The sequence below is a fragment of the Microvirga massiliensis genome, assembly GCF_001006805.1.
Classification (GTDB): domain Bacteria; phylum Pseudomonadota; class Alphaproteobacteria; order Rhizobiales; family Beijerinckiaceae; genus Microvirga; species Microvirga massiliensis.
The window spans coordinates 269,358-284,876 of record NZ_LN811359.1 but is presented as its reverse complement, the minus strand read 5'-3'; the positions used below and the strand labels follow the sequence as shown (position 1 = coordinate 284,876).

Genomic DNA, 15,519 nt, shown 5'->3' with positions numbered 1-15,519 from the left:
TTTTTAAGATGAAATCCATTTTCAAAGCCGCCCTGACGGCCGCGCTCATGACCGTTGCGGGTTCCCACCTGGCGGCGGCGCAGGAGCGTGTTCTCCCGGTCCCGGCCGTGACGATCTATCCGGGGGATACGATCGACGAGTCGATGCTCAAGGACCGGATCTACCCCGGGAGCTACCGGTTCCGGGTCGCCGTGGTGGAGTCACCCCGCGCCCTGATCGGCAAGACGGCCCGCCGGTCTCTCGTGCCCGGTGAGGCGATCCCGTTGAACGCCGTGGATGATCCCAAGCTGGTCACCCGCGGAGTTCCGACCGCGGTGGTGTTCGAGGAGGGCGGCCTGTTGATCACGGGCATTGGCACGCCCTTGCAGTCCGGAACGCTCGGGCAGTCGATCCAGGTGAAGAACATGGACTCGGGCCGGGTCATCGTTGGCCGCGTTCAGGCCGACGGCCGCATCCGCATTGGTGTTCAATAATGTTTCGCATTTTTGCTTTTGTGATTGCGGCCTTGATGACGACCGCATCTCATGCGGGAACGCGCATCAAGGATGTCGCGTCGATCCAGGGTGTCCGCGACAACCAACTGATCGGCTATGGCCTCGTGATGGGCCTGCAGGGGACGGGCGATACCCTCCGGAACTCGCAGTTCACCGAGCAGTCGCTGCAGTCCATGCTCGACCGCATGGGGGTGAACGTTCGCGACCTGAACCTGCGGACCCGCAACGTCGCCGCCGTGATCGTGACGGCCGATCTTCCGCCGTTCGTGGGCACCGGCTCCCGCATCGACGTGACGGTCACGTCGATGGGTGATGCGACGTCGCTCAAGGGCGGGACGCTGCTCCTGACGCCGCTGCAGGGCGGAGATGGTCAGGTCTACGCGGTGGCCCAGGGCGGCATCGCGGTCTCCGGATTCTCGGCCCAGGGACAAGCCGAGACGCTGACCCAGGGGGTCTCGACAGCCGGGCGGATTCCGAACGGCGCCTTGATTGAAAAGGAGGTCGAGGGCGGATCGATGGATGTCGGCCCGCTGGTGTTCGAGCTCAAGAACCCCGACTACAAGACCGCCATCCAGATCACGGATGCGATCAACCGCTATGCCATGCAGCGGTTCGGCCGGCGGGTGGCCTCGCCGCGCGACTTCCGGAGCGTGGTTCTCCAGAAGCCCCGGCAGATGGGCGCGACCCGGTTCATCGCGGAGATCGGGGATCTCGAAATCCAGCCCGACACGCCGGCGCGGATCGTCGTCGATCAGCGCACCGGGACGGTTGTCATCGGCAAGAACGTTCAGGTGTCCACGGTGGCGATCACCCACGGCAATCTGACGATTCGGGTGACGGAGTTCCCCGAGGCGCTGCAGCCGGATCCGTTCTCGAACGGCGTCACGACGGTTATTCCGCGCACGCAGATCACTACGGGTGAGGAGAGGGCCCCGATCGCCATTGTGCGGGGGTCGGATCTGCAGACCCTCGTCAAGGGCCTCAACCAGATGGGGCTCAAGCCGACCGACGTGATCGCGATCCTTCAGGCCGTGAAAACCTCCGGCGCGCTTCAAGCTGACTTGGTGGTCCAATGATCTCACTCAATACAGCACGTAATCTGCTTTCGGTCGGCGCTTTCGCCCTGGTGATTGCAGTCCCGCAGTTCACAGCGGCGCAAGAAACGCCGACGGAACCCAAGGCCAACCAGTATTGCGAGAGCATCGCGGATGCCACGGCCGACGCCCGCTACGAGCTCCAGAAGCAGTCCTTGGCCAAGATGGAGCAGGAGATCGAGGCCCGCATCAAGGTCCTCGAGGCGAAGCGCGCCGAATACGAAAAATGGCTCGAACGCCGCAACGAGGTCCTGGCGAAAGCCGATGAGTCCGTCGTGGCGATCTATTCGAAAATGCGGCCCGATGCCTCCGCGGTACAGCTCACGAACATGGACGAGCAGATCGCGGCTGCGATCCTGACCAAGCTGAATCCCCGGATCGCGAGCGCCGTCTTCAACGAGATGGAGCCCGCTAAGGCGGCCCAGATCGCCAATGTCATGACCGACGCTCCGAAGCGCACCGACAGTGCAGCGAGATAAAAACCAATGAATCCCCGGATCACTTTTGCCCTGGCTCTAAGCCTAGGCGCTGTTCAGGCCCACGCCGGCGAGTTTCTCCAGGAGCCCGGCATGACCCCGGTCGGGACTGGGCTGCGGGTGCACCGCCAACCGGTTCCGAGCCTGTTCCAGGGTGCCCCGCGGTCTTCGCGCGGCTCAACCTGGAGCAACGCCAGCGCGGACCTGTATCAGGGCGCCCGCGCCAAGCGGGTCGGAGACATTGTGACGGTCAACATCCAGATCGACGACAAGGCCGAAATGGAGAACGCGAGCGATCGCGAGCGCAACTCCAAGGTCAAGAAGGGCTTCGATTTCGGGCTCAGCTTCCTGAAATGGGGAGCCGACGGCTCGGCCGACGGCGGGATCAATTCCGGATCCTCGGCAAAGGGCCGCGGCACGATCGACCGTTCCGAGAAACTGCGCCTGCAGGTGGCCGCGATCGTCACCGAGGTTCTGCCGAACGGCAATGTGATCCTCAGCGGCTCGCAGGAGGTTCGCGTCAACTACGAGCTTCGTGTTCTGAACATCGCGGGCATTGCGCGGCCGCGGGATATCTCGCCGAAGAACACCATCAGCTACGACAAGATCGCCGAGGCGCGGGTGTCCTACGGCGGGCGCGGGCGCATCAATGACGTTCAGCAGCCGGCCTACGGACAGCAGATCCTCGACGTCGTGAGCCCATTCTGATCAGGCGCTACGGATCCCGATGGAAGCCCAGCCCTGACGCAAGCGTCACACAAGCTTGATGGGGTATCTGGCGGTCAAGGCATGCGATCTCGCGCGCCACGCCATTCTCGAATCGGGTTTCGTTGCCATGAAACGCTTCTTCGCCGCCGTGAGCTTCCTTGCGCTCGCCGCCTGCCAGACCACGAATGCCCCGGTCATGCAGGAGCCGCGCATGACACCGGTGGGGGCGGGGCTGGCCGTTCAACGCACCGCGGTTCCGAACATGTTCAAGGGCGCGGCGCCGGCCTCTCGGGGATCGACCTGGAGCCATGCGAGCGCGGACCTCTTCGGGAGCCCGCGCGCCAAGCAGGTCGGCGACATCGTGACGGTGAACATCCAGATCGACGACAAGGCCGAATTCGAGAACGCCTCCGATCGGGAGCGGACCTCGAAGGGCAGTCTCGGCTTCGATTATGGCATGAGCTTCAAGGGCTGGGGCGCGGACGGGACGGCAGATGGCGGTCTCCGGTCGACCTCATCCTTCGATGGCCGTGGCAGCATCGACCGGTCGGAAAAACTCCGGCTATCCGTCGCGGCTGTGGTCACCGAGGTGATGCCGAACGGCAACGTGATGATCAGCGGCTCGCAAGAGGTCCGGGTCAATCACGAGGTCCGGGTCCTGAACATCGCGGGCATCATCCGGCCTCGTGACATCTCACCAAGGAACACAATCGGCTACGACAAGATCGCGGAGGCGCGTGTGTCCTACGGTGGCCGGGGTCGGATTTCGGATGTCCAGCAGCCGGCTTACGGCCAGCAGATCCTGGATGCCGTAAGCCCGTTCTGAGACAGATAGAGAGGACCTCGCCATGGCTGAGCAAAACGCGCTCGCGCTTCCCCCTCCCGAGGCGGGCGCGAAGAACGGAAAGGGTGGGAAGTGGATCCTGACCCTTCTGATCCTGACGGCGATCTCGGTCGCAACAGGCGGAGGATTTGGCCTGGTGGTCGCCTCGAGCGTCGAAAGGACAGTCGAAGCACGGGTCAAGGCCGAGGCCCAGAAGGAGGTTCCAGCGACCCCGTACTCGGGTGACATTGTCCTGAAAGCGCTCGAACCGGTGGTCACGAACCTCGCGAGCTCGGAAGACGCCTGGGTTCGGCTCGAGTCGGCCCTCGTCATGAACAGCGCTGACGGAGCGAGCGACGTTCTCGCTGGCGAGATCCGGCAGGACATCCTCGCCTATTTGCGGACCGTGTCGCTGGCGCAGATCCAGGGACCGAGCGGGCTGCTTCACTTGCGAGAGGATTTGAACGAGCGGGTGCAGATCCGCAGCAAGGGCGCGGTCAAGGAGCTCGTGATCCAAGCTCTGATCGCTCAGTAATGTGGCGAGCGGTAATGGCCACTCAGGGATACCTTCGAAGTTGTTGAGGTCATTCATCCGCCGTTGCGGTTATTCGGACGAGATTTCCGCAACTTGAGGCAAAATCACTCCGTGGAACGCGGCCTGCGAGTGTCGCTTATACTGGGCCAGCATGTGAATAACGACGGAGAGCCGACCCCCAGAAGCTCCTGACTTAAGTCGCAGCATACCGAGGCGTTGCTCATAGGCGCGATCCCGGCGCTGGGCAAACGCACCATCACTGCTATCCTGCAGATCACCAGCCTCAATCAGGGACGTCACTTCATCAATTCCCATCGCACTATCAGGCGGGCTCGGTGGAACAGACGCGAGGCGGCCCGCCTGTAGCGTAGTCTACTGCTCAGGATCGCCAATCAGCCTGAGCCGCAGGAGGTGCGGTTCAGACACCGCCTGTTCTGATGCCCGTCAGACTATCCTACTTGCGGCGGACGGGAAGAGGCGGCGTCGAGACATTGTCAAGAAGGCCGACCAAGCGGTCGATCTTGCGAAATCGGGCTAGGCTTTCCTCTCCGAGGAGGGTTGTGACGCTCCACGCCAGGTAATTGATCAGCGTTACGGCCGCGGCAAAGGAGTTAAAGGGCATTGGCGACTGACAGTGGCAGCGCAGTACATAATCGGAGGCCTTCGCACTTGCCGCTGCGCTTAGATCCGTAATCAGCACTGTGGTTGCGCCTGCGGCTCGAGCCTCGGTAAGGATCGTAGGAAGCACCCGCGGCCGGCGGCGGAACGCAATCGCGAGAAGGACATCTCCTTCAGTGATGGAAGCGATCTCGTGTGAATGGCTCGCCCCGCCGCTTGGCAGCACTCGGACGTCGTCTTTGATGAGGGTAAAATAATGGGCCGCGTGGTGCGCCAATCCATAGCCACTGCGTAATCCCATAATCCAAAGGCGCCGGGCGGACACAATCGCCTGGCTGACGTCCGCCAGCACTCGCTCTGGGACAGCTTCCGCAGTAGTGCGGATGTTCTCGATGTCCGCCTGCACCATTCTGCTCAGTGAAACCGCCCCCGAGGGCGCCTGATCCGGGTCGACTAGGCCAGCACGTGGCGATCCCCAGTGCTGGTCTGCGCGTATCTGCCGCTTGGCGTTTGGGTAGGTCGCATAGCCGAGCGAACGGATGAGGCGCGCGGCAGTCGCTTTCGAGACGCCTGCTTTCTCGGCAAGCTCGCCCGCCGTATAGCTTGGCAGGTCCATCTGATACTGCAGAAGAACGTCGGCGAGTCGCTTTTCCGCCGGGTGTAACTCCGAATAGATCGCGTAAATTCGGGCCTCGAGAGATCGTGCCCGGTGCTCGTTGCGTGCTTTGGTAACGGAGGGCAACGCAGAAAATTCCCCGACAATTGCACAAGGATCACGAATCCCAACGTAACATAGTCTTGGGCGACGCATAAGCAAACCTCTACCGGGAACTGACGCAGAAGCAGCGTTGTCGACGGTGCGAAGCGACACTCTGCACTCCGTAATCCTCGATACCGTGGGTAGAGAGGCCGGGCAGGGCACAGCCGGTCTGCACGTGATCAATTCGCAAGCAGTACCGGCGCGGCCGCAGCCAGTCGCGACGTGAACTCCGGAAGGGGTTCACAGAACCTGTCGCGGAACCTTTTTTTCATCCCCTAGCGGCTGTTGCCCTTGCCCCACCCAAACGGCGGTGACGTTCTGTGCCGGAAGCATATATCGGATGACTCTTTTCGAGTTCTTGTAGTGGTATTATTCTATATCAAATGGAAGGCATTGTGGAGAGGATTAGGACGCAAAGACAACGAATTAACCTGAAGTTCCCTGGTTCGCCTGTTGCGCGATTTGCGGCGCGAACTACTTAAAAATTGCCGCGCCGGCGTTCGCCAGTGCAGTTCCGGCAAGAACTCGTCCGCAAACTGGCTTGCAAAATAAGTTTCATGGAGTAACCTGACCTGACCTTGACGGAGAGTAACGAGAGAACGGAATGACTGCGCATTCTCGCCCCTTCGTGGCCCACGGCTTTCCTGATGCGGGCGGGAGGCGCGAAGCGCTCCTCACTGGCTTCGAGCCGACATTTGCTTTCGAGCCGGTGGATCCTCTTCCAGAGTCGGAATTCGCCGACAGGCTCCGCCGCATCCGGAGAGAGGCGACGGTAGCCGGGCACGACGTCGTCGTCGTTCATGCTGACGGCATTGGTTGGTATCACGTCTCCAATTCGTATCTACGCTATATCTGCGACTGGGTGCGGGAGGGCGTGCTCATTGTCCCGACCGACGACGATCAGCCGCTGACGCTGTTCTCGTTCTTCAGCAGTTCGGTCATCCTCCCACCTGCAGGGGAACCCCTGCTCGTCGACGATATCTGGCAAGTGGGCACATGGGGTCGCGAAACCTACAACCGCCCAGGCAGTGCCGTCGACAAGGTAGCCGAGGCGGTTGCGCAGGCTCTGGCCCGACAGGGCTTTTCGGTCGCACAGATCGGACTTATGGGCGATGCCACATCGAGCGGCTATTGGGCCGGTCTGAAGGCACGGCTTCCCAAATGCGTGTTCCAGAATGCACACGCGATCATCGATCGGATGCAACGTGTTCGGTCTCCCCGTGAGCAGGCGCTCGTTCGCGCTGCCGCGCAGCTGGCCGATATCGGAATCCAGGCGGCCTACCACGTCATCAAGCCCGGGGTGACCGATTATGAGATCTACGCGGCGTTCACATACGCGCAGATGTCCCGGGGCGGAGAAACCGGCGACGGGTATCAGATTGGCATCAACCGCTACGGCACGCATTGCGGCAAGCCCTACGGCCACGTCGTCCGGGACGGAGATGTGATCAATCTCTACATTTCGAACGTGACCTATCGCGGATATAATGCCCAGATCGCGCGGATGATCGCCGTGGGTGCCATCACGGACAAACAGGAAGAGGTGCTTGAGATGTGCGTCGAGGGCGTCCGCCGGGCGGCGGCGCTCGTCAAACCCGGGACGTTGGTGTCGGACGTGGCCAACGCGTCATTCGAGCCTTACATCGAGCGCGGCTATCTGTCTTCGGCCGACAGCAGGACCATGCCCTACAACTGGCAGGCGGGCGAGGATGGCGGGCCCCGCCTCGTGCCTCGCCGATACGTCGCCGACGAGGATTGGGAGCGTCAGGGGCGCAAACTGATGCACGTCTATCCCGCGACGCACGGCCCGCACAATCCCAATGTCGGACATTCTGTGTCGATGCCGAAGTTCAGCCACTACAACATCGCCTCCAACAACCACGACATGCTCGAGGAAGGCATGACGTTCGTCCTGCATTCGCAATGGCTTGAGCCCGAGGTCGCGGGCTGCAACGTCGGCGACTGCTATCTGGTGACTCAGACGGGCGCCGAGAACCTGAGCTGCCACACTCCGCTCGAACCACATCGGGTTAGAGTCTGATCCATGGCGGTGCGCGTCGAGGATGAACCGTGATGAGGCGGCCTGTTCGCCCATCAATTTCGATAGGAGAGGAAACGAATATGGTGTCTCGTCATCTTTCCCGTCGCTTGCTGATCGCAGCCGCGGTCGGGGTCGCAGCGTTCGTGATAGGCCAGAGCGGCGAGAGCCGCGCACAGTCGGCCAGTGCGCCCGTCAGGCTCACCATCGCCAATTCCCAATGGGTCGATGCGCTGCGCGGCAAGAATCTGTGGAATGCCGTACTGAAGTACCAGGCCGTAGCGCCCAATGTCCACCTGGAACAGGAAGCGATCCCCTCGGCCGAGTTCGACAACAAGATGACGACCGCGTTCGGGGCCGGGCAGGGTCCGGACATCGCCATGATGCAGGAGGGTCTGTTCTACTCCATCGCGGATGCAGGCTTTCTTGCCGACCTGAGCGCAGCGGTCGCGGGCGTCAAGAACCTCAACAAGACCAATGACAATGGGGTAGTGAATGGCAAGCGTCTTGGAGTCGCCTGGCAGCGGGCCGTTTACGCGTTGATCTACAACAAGCCGCTGGTCGACAAGGCAGGCGCGAAGGTCCCGACCGACGTGGAGGGCCTCATCGCCTCGGCGAAGACGGTGATGAGCGCCACAGCTGCGATCGGCTTCACGTCGCGTCATCAAATGGCCGATTACATCGGATGGTTCATGGATTTCCAGAATTGGGCCTACGGCTACGGGGTTAAGTGGACCGATGGCACAGGAAAACTGACGATCGATACCCCGGAGGCGGTCGCGGCGTTCACAGCCTTCAAGAAGATGTATGACGCGAAGATCATCCCGATTGGCGATGACTTTCCCACGCAACGAACCCGTTTCAAGGAAAAGCAGGTCGCATTCAGCATCGACAACAGCGGGGGAACCCTTAATATCGCATCCGGTGGCGCGTTGGCCGCGAAGGATCTCTACGCGGCACCGCTTCCGTTCCCGCACCCAGGTGCGCATCAGCAGATCTTTGTGGTGGTGAACGCACGCAGCAAGAACCAGAAAGCAGCGGTTGACTTCGTGAAGTGGCTCGTCGGCCCGGACGGCCAGCAGGCGCTTCGCGATGCTTCGGGTCCGGATGCGCTCGCTACCGACGTACCCGTTACTGAGGTGTTCCGCGCGGCCAACCCTTGGGCCGATACCTTCGCTGAACTTGCGGTCAACTCGCGCAGCACCCTCATTCCCGGTCATGAGGTCGACACTCCACAGATCATGCGCTTCGTCATGCAAGCCCTGGAGCGCGTGGTGCTCGCCGGCGCCGATCCCAAAACCGCGCTGACTGAGGCACAACGGCAGATCGACAGGACGTTCTAACCCAGGCTGGCGGACGCGAGCGGAAGCGAGGGCGATGGTGATCACGGGCCGGTCTGCGTCGAAGCTCAGCCTTGGTAGGACGATTGCTCCGTACGCCTTCATCCTTCCGCCGATCGCCTATCTGGGTGTCTTCATGTTCTGGCCGCTCGGCCGGCAACTCTGGATGAGTCTGACGAACACCCGGATCATCAATCCCAATGCCGGCAGCTTCGTTGGACTCAGGAACTACGAGAGGCTGATCCAAGATCCGGCCTTCTACAATTCGCTCGGAATCACGGCGATCTACACGGTCGCGTCCGTCCTGCTCGGGGTCACGCTGGGCGTGATCGCGGCACTGGCGATCAATCGTCCGTTTCCCGGCCGGTCGTTCGCTCGGGCTGTCCTCCTCTTTGGATGGGCGGTGCCGAACGTCGCGGCCGCGCTCATCTGGATGTGGATGTATAACGGCCAGTCGGGCGTCCTGAATGACATGGCCGTCGCGCTTGGCGTCGGCCGTATCGCCTGGCTTACCAGCACGCAAATGGCGCTGCCGTCGATCCTCATCGTCACCGTCTGGCAAGTGGCGCCGTTTGTGATGCTCGTCGTGCTCGCCGCACTGCAATCGGTACCCGACGAGATCCGTGAGGCCGCCCGGATCGATGGCGCCGATGCTCTGAACGTCTTTCGGTCAGTCACGCTGCCCCACATCATGCCCTCCGTGCAGCTGGTGGCGCTTCTCGTTGCGGTATGGTCGATTCGCCGCTTCGATATCATTTATCTGCTGACCGGCGGCGGCCCCCTCGAGAGCACCAGCACGCTCGTCGTGAAGATCCGGCAGGTTGCTTTCGAGAACTATCAACTTGGCATGGCCAGCGCGTATGGCGTCGTCGGCCTTGTCCTCGCGCTCCTCGTCGCCGCCGTGCACCGTCTCGTTGAGCAGCGGCGCCTCAGGTGGATGGCCCGGTAATGTCGAAGCGGCTGATCTTGAACACACTGCGCGGGCTGCTCGTCGGGGCGCTGGTGGTGGCAGCCGGCTTTCCGATCTATTGGATGGCGAGTACGGCCCTGTCCGTGAGCTCCGAACTGTATCGCACCGGCCAGGTCCCCTGGCCGCAGCTTCAGAACGTTCCCGCGCTGATTGCAGAACTGGGCCAACTTCCGATCGTTCAGTGGCTCGCTAATACGATGGTGATCGCGGCGGGCACGACGGCCCTCAGCCTCGTCTTGGGATCGCTCGCGGGCTATGCCCTCAGCCGGCTCCGGTTTCAGGGGCGCGGGATCGTCGGCTTCCTGCTCTTCATGACCCAGGTCGTGCCGGAGGCCTTCATCCTGGTGCCGCTCTACGCGATGTTCATCACGATGGGGTTGCTCAATAACCTGGCTGGGCTCGTCCTGGCCAATGTCGGCTTCTCGCTTCCGGTCACCGCATTCATCTTGAAGAGCGCAATGGACGCGATTCCGTATGAGATCGAGGAATCGGCCATTATCGACAACTGCCCGCGCCTGAGCATCCTCACGATGGTGGTGCTGCCGCTCATCATGCCGAGCGTCGCCGCGGCGGCGGTCATCGCCTTCTTTGCCGGCTGGAACGAGTACCTGTTCGCCTCGATCTTTCTAAGAGATCAATCGCTCTGGCCTGCCAGTGTGGGACTTGCCTCTTTCATCGGCCAGTACGAAACTCCGCTCTCGGCCGTGATGGGAGCCGCACTCGTCTTCAGCCTGCCGGCGATCGTCTTCTTCCTGCTCGTCCAGCGCAAGATCGTCTCGGGCCTCACTGCGGGCGCCGTCAAAGGATAGGCAATGCCTGAACTGACGTTCAACAACATCTCGAAATCCTTCGGCGACCTGAAGGTCATCGAGGCTTTCAGCACTACGATCAAGGACGGCGAATTCCTTGTCCTTCTTGGCCCTTCCGGCTGTGGCAAGTCAACCTTGCTGAGGATGATCGCCGGACTGACGGACATCACGGCAGGAGATCTTCTTTTCGACGGCGAGCGGGCGAACACGTGGGAGCCACGCCGCCGCGGGGTCGCGTTCGTCTTCCAGTCGTACGCGCTCTACCCGCACATGACCGTCCGAGCAAATATCGCGTTCCCGCTGGTCATGAATGCGTTCAAGACCTGGTATCATCTGCCCCTCGTCAACGCGATCGCCCGCCGGCGTCTGATGAGGAACCCGGAGATCGCGGCGCGCACCGAGCGGATCGCGCGACTGCTCGAACTGGAGCCGTATCTCGATCGCAGACCGGGCAGTCTCTCTGGGGGCCAACGGCAGCGGGTTGCGCTGGCACGTGCCCTCGTGCGCGAGCCTTCGCTATACCTCCTCGACGAGCCCCTCTCGAACCTCGATGCGAAGCTGCGGACACAAACCCGTGCGGAGATTTCGGCGCTTCACCACAAGGTCGGTAAGACGTTCATCTATGTCACGCACGATCAAGTCGAGGCCATGACGATGGCGACCCGGATCATCGTCATGGACAAGGGAATCGTCCAGCAGATCGATACCCCGGAAGGCATATACTACAACCCACAGAATACGTTCGTCGCGCGCTTCGTCGGATCGCCGCCGATGAACCTTGTCTCGGTCTCTCATGAACGAGGGCGTCTCGCGGTGTCGGGCGGCTTGGCCTGGGATCACGGCGGAGAGATCTCGGGCGCATCCCGTCTGATCTTCGGTATCCGGCCTGAGAAGCTCCATCTCCGTCCCGAAGGGAGCGGCCGCATTCCGGCCCAGGTGGCGATCGTCGAGCGACTGGGCGCGGAAACCGTGGTGGGGTGCCGGCTCGTCTCCGACGAGCACGGCGGCGAGACGCGCTTGCTCGAGCACGATCTCGTATTCGTACGGCTATCCGGCAACCCTCGGATCGCCATCGGCGAGCGTTGCGCACTGGATTATCGGCCCGAAGACGTTGTCTGGTTCGACCACGCGACGGGTGCGCGGATTTCCAGTGACGGGCCCACTCATCCTACGGATGCCCCGGAAGTTCTTCCATTTGACGCATTCTCGTCCCGGGTATCGGACCAGCCGCAATTATCCGCCGGAGTATATCGCGAACGGGCAGGGATTTACCGATGACACGGGACAACGGCGGCCATGGCCGTTCCATCCATCGCGATAGCGCCGGGCTGCTGGAGCGGGCGAACAGGCTCGGAGAAATTGGCCTTTCGGCCCCTGCCAAATTTCGGATGTGGCATTCGTATGGACAGCGCGTAGGTCCTGCCCGTCGGTCATGGTGCGGCCGCGGACCAGGAGGCCGACGATAATCGACGGAAAGTCCAGCACGACGGACGAGGTCGAAAGAGCTCCATAGGAACAGATAAGCAGATGGCCAGACAAATACGTGTGACCGAGTCCGATACGGCCCTTAAATTTTCGTCACAGTACGTCGCCGAGGATCTCGGCTTCTTTGCCGACGAGGGGCTCGATGTCACGTGCGAGGTCGATGCCGGACCGGCTGGGTCGTGGCTCGTCGACAATCTTATAGGCCGCAAGGCCGAGGTGGCCCTTGGGGGCATTTGGCTGCCGCTGATGTATCGCCAGTTCGGCCTGGGCGACTTCGTGCCATTCGCGGCCGCCTGTCACCGCAATCCGGCAATTGTCCTTGGACGCTCGCCGATGCCGGAGGGACCGTTCAGCTGGGACATGTTGTACGGCAAACGCCTGCTGCTCTCGCTCGCAGCGACCAGCCAGTGGATGTTCCTGGAAGGGCGACTGCGCGCGTTGGGCGTTGACCTGAGCAGGATCCACTTCGTGCGGGATCTCCACATCCACACCACTCACACGCTGTGGCGCGGCGGTTACGCCGACTTCTATCTCGTGGAACCGCTGACGGCCGAGCCGCTGATTGGCGAAGGTTATTCGGTCGCCTTCACCCTTGCCGAAACGATGGGCGAGGTACCATGGAGTGTATTCTACACACGCGGTGATCTCATCGATGACACATCGCGCCCGATTGTGCGGTTCAAAGCAGCAATCGAAAGGGCCAACCGCTGGCTGATCGAAAGCCCCGTTTCAGACGTCAGCGCACTACTTGGGCGCCGCTTTCGGCAAGCCGGTGGCTGTGCAATCGAGAACGTCGTCACTCGCTTCAAAGCGACCGGAGTCTGGCGGCTGACCAACGAAATCGATCGGGGGGCAAGTGCAGCTTATCAGGACATCATGCTCAATTACGGGCTGTTGGACCGACATGAGCCGATTCGGGAGCTGCAAATGGCCGTTTAGACGCTGGAAGGCCTATCACGGGCCCGATCACGACTGGGCGGTGGCACTGTTCCGTCGCTCGGCGAACATGCTGGAGGACGAGCGCGTCCGGCATTTCTAATCCGGCGGCGAAGCATATGAGCGGACCAGATGTGGATCCTCCTCAATTCCAATACCATTGCCTTCATAACTCAGAAGAACGGTGTACCCTCCTGCGCCACTGCAGGCAGGATCGAGATCGTCGCCGGCAACCCGGATTTCCGCTCACCTCTCATGGGGGGCTGCTTCCATCCAGGCGGGCGGACTTCGTGAAACTCGTCACGAAGCCCTGAATCGAACATGAGCGAGCCTGCGCAGCCCCTGCGCGCCCTCGAGCACGCGGCCTCGCTCGAAAGTCAGACTTTCGAGCCTCCGAACCCTTCGGTGGTTTCTCCCGAGCGGACTCGTGCCGCGGTCGCCGAACGCGGCCATTCGGCTACAGGGACGCTCGTGTGGGGGCTCTCCATCGCGCAACTCGTAGGCTTTGGCACACTTTACTTCGCTTTTGCCCTGTTCGTCACCCCGATGGGGGCTGAGCTCGGCTGGTCGCGCGCGGATCTCAACGGGGCGCTCACGATTGGTCTCCTCACCACAGGCCTCGCCTCGATCCCGTGCGGATATCTCGTCGACCGCTACGGCGGGCACGTGTTAATGACGCTCGGTTCGGTCGCGGGCGCGATTTTTCTGGCGCTCTGGTCCGCAGTTGACTCAATCGCAGCCTTCTACGTGATCTGGATCGGGATCGGACTTGCAACAGCGGCTTCGGTCCAAGATCTCCCTTTCGCAGTGGCGATTGCCAACGTGCGCAACTTTCGCCAAGCCATTATCTACATCACCCTTATTGCTGGCCTGTCCGCGACGGTGTTCATCCCGGTCATAAACTGGCTTATTGACGCATTCGGGTGGCGGCACGCTCTCCTGACACTCGCGGCCATTCAGCTCGTCCTACCGAGCACGCTCCATGGCGTGTTCCTGCGAGGTACCCGGGGCACCCGATCCGGCGAACGGGTTCGGCGAGGAGACGGGCGCGAGCCCTCTGCGCTCCTCTCGGCCCTGCGACGGCCGGCATTTTGGGGCTTGGCTGTCTGCTTTTCGGCCCAATCCTTCGCCTTCACGACGCTCACATTCCACATAATCCCGCTCCTGCAGGAGCGCGGTCTTCCTCTGGAAACAGGTATCGTGGCCCTCGCTCTCCTGGGCCCAGCACAGGTGGTAGGGCGCGTCATCCTCATCGTGTTTGGGAGCCGCACCTCAGCGCGCATTATCGGCCGGATCGTCACCCCGCTTCTGCCGATCGCGATGCTGCTGCTCCTTACTATCTCGCCCAATGGCCTCGCGGGGCTTGCTCTGTTCGTGCTCGTGTTCGGGACTGGCAACGGTGTTCTTTCGATCGTGCGTGCCACCGGCATCGCGGAGATCTTGGGAACGCACGGCTACGCGACAATTGTCGGGGCTCTCAACCTGATTCTCATGGTCCCCCGAGCTGCCGCTCCCCTTACTGTCGCCGCGCTCTGGGAATCACAGGGTGACTATACGGGCGTGATCTGGATGCTCGCGAGCATGACGGCGGCCGGCGCGACGGCATTTTGGCTCGCCTCACGGGAAAGCTCCCATGGTTCGCCCCGATCTGAGCGCTGCCCTTCATGACGGCCTTGGCAGCGGCCGAGCGGTCTTGCCGAGAGCGCCAGAATCGGCACAAGAGGGTGACGGATTGAGTGCACGGGACGGTCCAGCAAGTGCGCTGCTGGATGCGGGGGTGTGAGGAGTGCTGGTCGCCAACACTGGTTTTGCGGCGCTCGCGTTCCTGGCGCCGCCGCTCGTCGGGGCGTTCCTGCATTACCCGACTGATTTGGATGCGGCCTCTTACGAGCTGGCCCCGCCATGCCGCATCGGAATGAGGGACGTCGGCGAACTAAGGGCGCCGTCTGCCGAGCTCGGTAGAACTGATTCAAGGAACCATACAAGCGTCACGAAAGCATGCTGTTGTATCAGAGCCAGGGGACGCGGGCTTCCGCGTCCGGAAGCTGATTGCGAAATGAGCTTTGCTGACTCTCATGAATATCTTCCCTTGCGAGAGGACTTGAACGAGCGTGTGCAAATCCGCAGTAAGGGTGCGGTCGAGGAACTCGTGATCCAAGCTCTGATTGTCCAGTAGGTCGGTCTGGGACAATGGTCCCTTCAGGGGGCATCTCCGAAGACTTTGAGATCACCCAAGCGCTTATGTTGGACCAGCGTCTGAACGACGGCGGAGAGCGGACCTTCAGACACACCGTTTCTAAGTCGCAGTTTGACCGAGGCCGTGTGAAAACGCGATCGCTTGACGGGCTTTGGAAAGGTTGATGCGCGTGAGCTGTTCGAACGCGGGCTCTGGCTAGAGTTCGATCAGGCCACGATCGCTGTCAACAGCGGCTT

14 protein-coding genes are annotated in these 15,519 nt (G+C 61.8%); 13 read left to right on the top strand and 1 reads right to left on the bottom strand.

Features of this window, described 5'->3' with window-relative positions:
- The first annotated feature begins 8 nt into the window (after positions 1-8).
- From flgA to BN1233_RS27380, 6 genes are all read left to right on the top strand, one after another.
- Positions 9-473: a flagellar basal body P-ring formation chaperone FlgA gene (gene flgA / locus BN1233_RS27405; RefSeq protein ID WP_052763949.1), complete on the top strand. Its 465-nt coding sequence runs from the start codon at positions 9-11 to the stop codon at positions 471-473.
- A gap of 35 nt (positions 474-508) precedes the next feature.
- Complete coding sequence (gene flgI / locus BN1233_RS27400) at positions 509-1,570, top strand: flagellar basal body P-ring protein FlgI (RefSeq protein WP_244471040.1); 1,062 nt, start codon at positions 509-511, stop codon at positions 1,568-1,570.
- Positions 1,567-2,067, top strand: coding sequence for a MotE family protein (locus BN1233_RS27395; protein WP_074078365.1), 501 nt, complete (start codon positions 1,567-1,569; stop codon positions 2,065-2,067). Before flgI ends, BN1233_RS27395 begins: the two co-directional genes overlap by 4 nt.
- A gap of 6 nt (positions 2,068-2,073) precedes the next feature.
- Entirely contained in the window at positions 2,074-2,772 is a 699-nt protein-coding gene (locus BN1233_RS27390) for a flagellar basal body L-ring protein FlgH (protein WP_046866799.1), read from the top strand.
- 127 nt (positions 2,773-2,899) lie between these two features.
- Positions 2,900-3,598 carry a flagellar basal body L-ring protein FlgH gene (gene flgH, locus BN1233_RS27385; protein WP_046866939.1) on the top strand — a complete coding sequence of 233 codons (699 nt, stop codon included), beginning with the start codon at positions 2,900-2,902 and terminating at the stop codon, positions 3,596-3,598.
- A gap of 22 nt (positions 3,599-3,620) precedes the next feature.
- Positions 3,621-4,130, top strand: coding sequence for a flagellar basal body-associated FliL family protein (locus BN1233_RS27380; protein ID WP_046866798.1), 510 nt, complete (start codon positions 3,621-3,623; stop codon positions 4,128-4,130).
- 454 nt (positions 4,131-4,584) lie between these two features.
- Here BN1233_RS27380 and BN1233_RS27370 read toward each other — a convergent pair whose 3' ends face one another.
- Positions 4,585-5,490, bottom strand: a complete 906-nt coding sequence (locus BN1233_RS27370; RefSeq protein WP_046866796.1) for a MurR/RpiR family transcriptional regulator — start codon at positions 5,488-5,490, stop codon at positions 4,585-4,587.
- Between the two features lie 622 nt (positions 5,491-6,112).
- Here BN1233_RS27370 and BN1233_RS27365 point away from each other — a divergent pair.
- The 7 genes from BN1233_RS27365 to BN1233_RS27335 all read left to right on the top strand — a co-directional run bounded on the left by BN1233_RS27365 (position 6,113) and on the right by BN1233_RS27335 (position 14,754).
- Entirely contained in the window at positions 6,113-7,549 is a 1,437-nt protein-coding gene (locus BN1233_RS27365) for a M24 family metallopeptidase (protein ID WP_082145681.1), read from the top strand.
- A 107-nt stretch (positions 7,550-7,656) separates the two neighbouring features.
- The gene (locus BN1233_RS27360) at positions 7,657-8,889 is read left to right on the top strand and encodes an ABC transporter substrate-binding protein (protein WP_244471041.1); all 1,233 of its coding nucleotides are present in this window, start codon (positions 7,657-7,659) and stop codon (positions 8,887-8,889) included.
- A gap of 34 nt (positions 8,890-8,923) precedes the next feature.
- A complete protein-coding gene (locus tag BN1233_RS27355; RefSeq protein WP_046866794.1) occupies positions 8,924-9,835 on the top strand; it encodes a carbohydrate ABC transporter permease in 912 nt (303 codons plus the stop codon).
- The gene (locus tag BN1233_RS27350) at positions 9,835-10,665 is read left to right on the top strand and encodes a carbohydrate ABC transporter permease (protein ID WP_046866793.1); all 831 of its coding nucleotides are present in this window, start codon (positions 9,835-9,837) and stop codon (positions 10,663-10,665) included. The genes BN1233_RS27355 and BN1233_RS27350 overlap by 1 nt, the downstream gene beginning before the upstream one ends.
- A 3-nt stretch (positions 10,666-10,668) precedes the next feature.
- The gene (locus tag BN1233_RS27345; RefSeq protein WP_082145680.1) at positions 10,669-11,943 is read left to right on the top strand and encodes an ABC transporter ATP-binding protein; all 1,275 of its coding nucleotides are present in this window, start codon (positions 10,669-10,671) and stop codon (positions 11,941-11,943) included.
- A 249-nt stretch (positions 11,944-12,192) separates the two neighbouring features.
- The gene (locus BN1233_RS27340) at positions 12,193-13,089 is read left to right on the top strand and encodes an ABC transporter substrate-binding protein (protein ID WP_082145679.1); all 897 of its coding nucleotides are present in this window, start codon (positions 12,193-12,195) and stop codon (positions 13,087-13,089) included.
- 318 nt (positions 13,090-13,407) lie between these two features.
- Complete coding sequence (locus BN1233_RS27335; protein WP_046866791.1) at positions 13,408-14,754, top strand: MFS transporter; 1,347 nt, start codon at positions 13,408-13,410, stop codon at positions 14,752-14,754.
- Positions 14,755-15,519: the final 765 nt, after the last annotated feature.

Excerpts from the sequence above, each read along its gene's own strand:
- BN1233_RS27355 (WP_046866794.1), top strand. The coding sequence starts at position 8,924 with ATGGTGATCACGGGCCGGTCTGCGTCGAAGCTCAGCCTTGGTAGGACG.
- BN1233_RS27350 (WP_046866793.1), top strand. The coding sequence starts at position 9,835 with ATGTCGAAGCGGCTGATCTTGAACACACTGCGCGGGCTGCTCGTCGGG.
- BN1233_RS27345 (WP_082145680.1), top strand. The coding sequence starts at position 10,669 with ATGCCTGAACTGACGTTCAACAACATCTCGAAATCCTTCGGCGACCTG.
- flgI (WP_244471040.1), top strand. The coding sequence starts at position 509 with ATGACGACCGCATCTCATGCGGGAACGCGCATCAAGGATGTCGCGTCG.
- flgH (WP_046866939.1), top strand. The coding sequence starts at position 2,900 with ATGAAACGCTTCTTCGCCGCCGTGAGCTTCCTTGCGCTCGCCGCCTGC.
- BN1233_RS27340 (WP_082145679.1), top strand. The coding sequence starts at position 12,193 with ATGGCCAGACAAATACGTGTGACCGAGTCCGATACGGCCCTTAAATTT.
- flgA (WP_052763949.1), top strand. The coding sequence starts at position 9 with ATGAAATCCATTTTCAAAGCCGCCCTGACGGCCGCGCTCATGACCGTT.
- BN1233_RS27380 (WP_046866798.1), top strand. The coding sequence starts at position 3,621 with ATGGCTGAGCAAAACGCGCTCGCGCTTCCCCCTCCCGAGGCGGGCGCG.
- BN1233_RS27335 (WP_046866791.1), top strand. The coding sequence starts at position 13,408 with ATGAGCGAGCCTGCGCAGCCCCTGCGCGCCCTCGAGCACGCGGCCTCG.
- BN1233_RS27390 (WP_046866799.1), top strand. The coding sequence starts at position 2,074 with ATGAATCCCCGGATCACTTTTGCCCTGGCTCTAAGCCTAGGCGCTGTT.
- BN1233_RS27395 (WP_074078365.1), top strand. The coding sequence starts at position 1,567 with ATGATCTCACTCAATACAGCACGTAATCTGCTTTCGGTCGGCGCTTTC.
- BN1233_RS27365 (WP_082145681.1), top strand. The coding sequence starts at position 6,113 with ATGACTGCGCATTCTCGCCCCTTCGTGGCCCACGGCTTTCCTGATGCG.